Origin of the sequence: uncultured Gimesia sp., assembly GCF_937919775.1 — a bacterium.
Lineage (GTDB): Bacteria > Planctomycetota > Planctomycetia > Planctomycetales > Planctomycetaceae > Gimesia.
In genome coordinates this window covers 1-4,349 of sequence record NZ_CALFPF010000138.1, presented here as the reverse complement: position 1 = coordinate 4,349, position 4,349 = coordinate 1, and the positions used below count along the sequence as shown (strand labels likewise).

The 4,349-nt window shown below is 48.4% G+C and carries 3 protein-coding genes and 1 pseudogene; 3 read left to right on the top strand and 1 reads right to left on the bottom strand.

What is annotated here, in order from left to right; genetic code table 11:
• The 3 genes and pseudogenes from Q0294_RS03780 to Q0294_RS03770 form a co-directional block, all read left to right on the top strand.
• Positions 1-392: pseudogene (locus Q0294_RS03780) on the top strand (hypothetical protein); the annotation flags it as partial.
• A 34-nt stretch (positions 393-426) separates the two neighbouring features.
• Positions 427-1,203 (top strand): hypothetical protein, encoded by a 777-nt coding sequence (locus Q0294_RS03775; RefSeq protein ID WP_299461076.1) that lies wholly within the window; start codon positions 427-429, stop codon positions 1,201-1,203.
• Between the two features lie 74 nt (positions 1,204-1,277).
• Positions 1,278-3,557 carry an MMPL family transporter gene (locus Q0294_RS03770; protein WP_299461074.1) on the top strand — a complete coding sequence of 760 codons (2,280 nt, stop codon included), beginning with the start codon at positions 1,278-1,280 and terminating at the stop codon, positions 3,555-3,557.
• A gap of 157 nt (positions 3,558-3,714) precedes the next feature.
• Here the strand turns inward: Q0294_RS03770 and Q0294_RS03765 are convergent, their stop codons facing one another.
• Positions 3,715-4,242 carry a hypothetical protein gene (locus tag Q0294_RS03765; protein WP_299461072.1) on the bottom strand — a complete coding sequence of 176 codons (528 nt, stop codon included), beginning with the start codon at positions 4,240-4,242 and terminating at the stop codon, positions 3,715-3,717.
• Positions 4,243-4,349: the final 107 nt, after the last annotated feature.

The following is a 4,349-nucleotide window of genomic DNA, read 5'->3' as shown; positions in this document are numbered from 1 at the left end:
TCCACAAAGCCGCTTCGTGGTTACGTCCCGGCGGTCGCATGGCAATTTGTGCGTGGCTCGCCGGTGATCACCTGGAAAATGAAGACGCCGTCCAACAGGTGTATGATGTCTGCGAAGGTTTTTTCTGCCCTTCTCTGGGCAGCGCGGAAGATTATCAATCCTGGATGGAAAACGCGGGACTGGAATTCCAAGGTTATCACAACTGGACAAACCGGGTCTCTCAGACCTGGAAAATCTGTCAGCAACGCGTGCAAAAAACGGGGGTCCGCTGGCTGGCACGTTTGATTGATCGCAACACGGTCATGTTCCTGGATCGATTTGAAACGATTCTGAAAGCTTACGAAACCGGTGCAATGCAGTATGGATGCTTCATTGCCCGAAAACCTTTATAATTTTTATTGAAGCGACGATTACGAGGAAGCAGGGATGCGACGTTTCGTTGGTATCACATTTGGTCTGGCCACTCAGTTACTGTTCGTGTTCACGGTATGGCATCTGTTCTGGTTTCTGAAAGAGGGCTATCGGAATCATACCGCCGGGTTACTCTGGATTGATGCCTTACTGGCACTCCAGTTTGCCGTCGGACATAGTCTGTTACTCTACCCCAAAATCCGCAGCCTGATTACAGGCTGGCTGCCTGCTCCCTTTTACGGATCTCTTTTTTGTCTACAAACATGCCTGGGAATTTTACTCACCGCGTTCTGCTGGCGCAGCAGTCCGATAGAACTCTGGCACTTCGAGGGTGCGGGAGGCTGGCTGATGTCCGCTGGATTCTACGGCTCCTGGCTGACGTTACTGTATAGTCTCAATCTGACAGGATTAGGATATCAGACCGGTTTGACTCAGTGGTGGTTCTGGCTGCAGAGAAAACCTCTGCCCAAACGAGAGTTCAATCCGCGCAGCCTGTACTGCTGCATGAGGCATCCGGTCTATTTGAGCTTTATGGGGTTACTCTGGTTCACCCCCCTGATGACACTCGACAGAGCGATTCTGACCGGAATCTGGACTGCATATATTTTTCTGGGGAGTTACCTGAAAGATGAACGACTCATTTTTTATATCGGAAAACCGTATTCAGACTACCAGTCGAAAGTTCCCGGATATCCTTTCATTTTTTTCGGCCCCCTGGGAAAGCGTAAAACGAATCAGGCTCCCGTCAAAACTTCGGAACGCGTCAGAACTCGGGAAAAAATCAGTGCCTGAGGAACGGAAACGCGACTCATTAAAAAATCGATCCTTTATGCTCTTCTTTCAAGCTATCTCAAAGTTCAATCAGTATGTCGATTAATCAAAGACGATTCTGGTTGTTAGTGATTTACCTGCTCCTCCTGCTGCCATTTATTGGTTATGGAGCCTCGCAGGCGATGCAGACCAAGGTAAACTCTCCCCTCGACTGGGTCAGCGGCTCGTTCCCGGCACGTCATGACTACGATCAGTTCTGTCAACTGTTTGGGAACAGCGATACCGTCATCATCAGCTGGTCCGGATGCACAATTGACAATCCCGATCTGGACCGTTTCGTCAATGCACTGCGAACCGACGCCGATTTTCAGGATGAGCAGCGGGAGTGGTACTTTGAACGCGTCATTTCGGGACGCGAGATGTATCGTGCATTAAGTGCTCCCGAGATGGGACTGACGAATGCAGAAGTTCACAGCAGGTTGCATGGTATATTCATCGGAAAAGATGCCAAAACCACCTGTATCATTGTCAGTTTCACACCGGCTGGATTGCAGAAAAGAAAGGCACTGGTCGAGTCAATTCGTTCCGCATTGCAAACACACTGCCAACTGGAGGCCAATCAATGGTATATGGCAGGGCCCATCATTGATGGTCTGGAAATTGATATCGCCAGTAAAGATTCACTGGACCGGTTTGTACTCCCTTCTACGGTGATTGTCCTGCTGATCTGCTGGATCTGCCTGCGCTCTTTTCGGGCGGCGCTGCTGGTATTCGGTCTCTCGCTACTGGCGCAGGGAATCACATTAGCCATCATCCATTACAGCGGTGAAAGCATCACCGCACTCCTGATTGTCATGCCCCCCCTGATTCAGGTTCTGGCGGTGGCCGGTGGCATTCATCTGGTGAACTACTATTTCGATGCGGTCAAAGACCCCAGTATCTCACAACCCGCCGTCCATGCGATTCAAATCGGCTGGTTACCCTGCCTGCTCTCTGCCGGAACGACAGCCATTGGACTCGCATCATTATTAGTAAGCGGATTGACCCCGATTCGACTGTTTGGTGGATACGCCGCCTGTGGGGTTCTGATCACGACCGGATTACTGCTGAGTCTCATTCCGGGCGTTTTTACTGCCTGGCCGCTCAAAAGACCCGCCCCGAATAAAACGGATGCTGATAACTCCCTGATGGTGCGGCATGATCTCTGGTATTACCTGACCGTTGTTTTAAATAAAAATCACATGTCTGTCGCCTGTATTTCTCTGATCTCAATGGCAGCCGCCGGTTATGGCATTTCCATGATCAACACTTCGGTACGCATCGAAACGCTGTTTCCCGAACAGAGTAAAATTCTTCAGGACTACCATTGGCTGGAAGACCATGTTGGCTCTCTGGTTCCCATCGAGGTGGTTTTAACCTGCACTCCGGAATCCCAACTGTCGTTTCGAGAACAGTTACTGATGGTCTGGCACGTGGAACAGGAACTCAGAAAAACCAGAACCGTGAACCGAACCATTTCCACAATGACGTTTGCCCCCCGGTTCCCTCGACCCGAAAACCTTTCGGACGAGCTGTTTCAATATCGCGTCAACGAAATCCTGCTGGGCATGAAATCACAGTTTGTCAACGCAGGTTATCTGAAGGAACAGGAGGGAAACAATCTGTTTCGAATTACGACGTATGTCAGCTCATTGAACGACGCAGATTACAATGCGTATCTGGCTTTGATCGGAAATAAAGTAGAAACGTCGATTCGTGGCTCACACGAGAACATTCCCCCCGGCATCTCGACTCAGCAGACAGGCATCATGCCTTTAGTGCACGAAATCCAACGCCAGTTGATGACCGATCTCTTCAAGAGTTTTCTGTTTGCCTTTGTGATCATCGCCGTCGTGATGACCATCGTGCAGGGCGGCATCATCGCCGGCATGGTTTCGATGGTTTCGAATGTTTTTCCTCCGCTGATGATCTTCGGTCTCCTGGGCTGGTTCTCCGTCTCGGTTGATATCGGTTCGGTGATGACGGCCAGTGTGGCTTTGGGAATTGCCGTTGATGACACACTGCATTATCTGACGTTTTTTCGGCGGCGCCTCGATGCGGGATATAGTGCCGTCGATTCCGTCCTGCACGCCTATCGCCATTGTGGCAAGGCCATGATCCAGACCTCTCTGATCTGTGGCCTGGGCCTGCTGGTTTTCGCGATGAGCAATTTTGTCCCCACTTCACGCTTTGCCTGGATGATGTTCGGCCTGCTGTTCATGGCATTACTGGGAGACCTGATTGTGTTGCCCGCGCTGCTGTTGAGCCCCATCGGAAGATTCTTTGCCGTAGCAACAGATCAGGATCATTCCGAAACACATGCAACGAAATCATAATCCGCGTGTCGGGGGTTCGAATCCCTCCACCGCTACTCGTGTCATAAGAAGACTGTAAACACCGGTCAGAAAACGTAGCGCCTACTGGATATTAACAGTGATTTTATTCTCTCAAATAACCCTGAAATTAGTAGAGAGTTTCTGTTGACTGGATTTGTTACATAATTTCTTCGTCTATTATTTCGATCTTCGAACCATCTTTCCCTATTCTGTAAGAGAGGAAGATGAATGCCACAACGACTAAAAAAAATAAAAAAAAGATATCTGACTCTTGTGGCAGATGCCAATACACCTTTGCCACTGCAAAAGCTAGAAAAAGCGTGACGTAAAATACTAAGTAAAATAGTAACCGAAACCAATGTGAAAGTTTTCCCGAGTTATCCTTTAATGAAGGGATAACAAGCTTTTGGCGTTTAATATCCTTTCCATTTTTGCTTAACGTGCATTGAAAAGGCCCCTTGAAAAGGCTGACGACCTTCAAAGTAGTGGAGTAACAGTCTTCTCCAATATGAAATTTGTTAGATGATTGTGTAGAGATATTTCTTTTAGACGAAACCAAAGTACCATCTACAAAGACTTTTTCTAAACCGGAAAAAGAACTACACCAAATCACAATATTCCTTCCGTTGTCTTCAAACGAATATGAATACCCTTTGAAGAAACTAACTGATTTCTTTTTGCTCATGTGTGTGTTATTTTGAACCTGTTATTTAGTTATTTTCCTCGCATCCTCACCATGGACTTCCCCAGAAATAGTGGGCGCTGTGTTAAGGTTATGCGGCCTGCTCAAAC

Coding starts and splice junctions, on each gene's coding strand:
- Q0294_RS03770 (WP_299461074.1), top strand. CDS start 1,278: ATGTCGATTAATCAAAGACGATTCTGGTTGTTAGTGATTTACCTGCTC.
- Q0294_RS03765 (WP_299461072.1), bottom strand. CDS start 4,242: ATGAGCAAAAAGAAATCAGTTAGTTTCTTCAAAGGGTATTCATATTCG.
- Q0294_RS03775 (WP_299461076.1), top strand. CDS start 427: ATGCGACGTTTCGTTGGTATCACATTTGGTCTGGCCACTCAGTTACTG.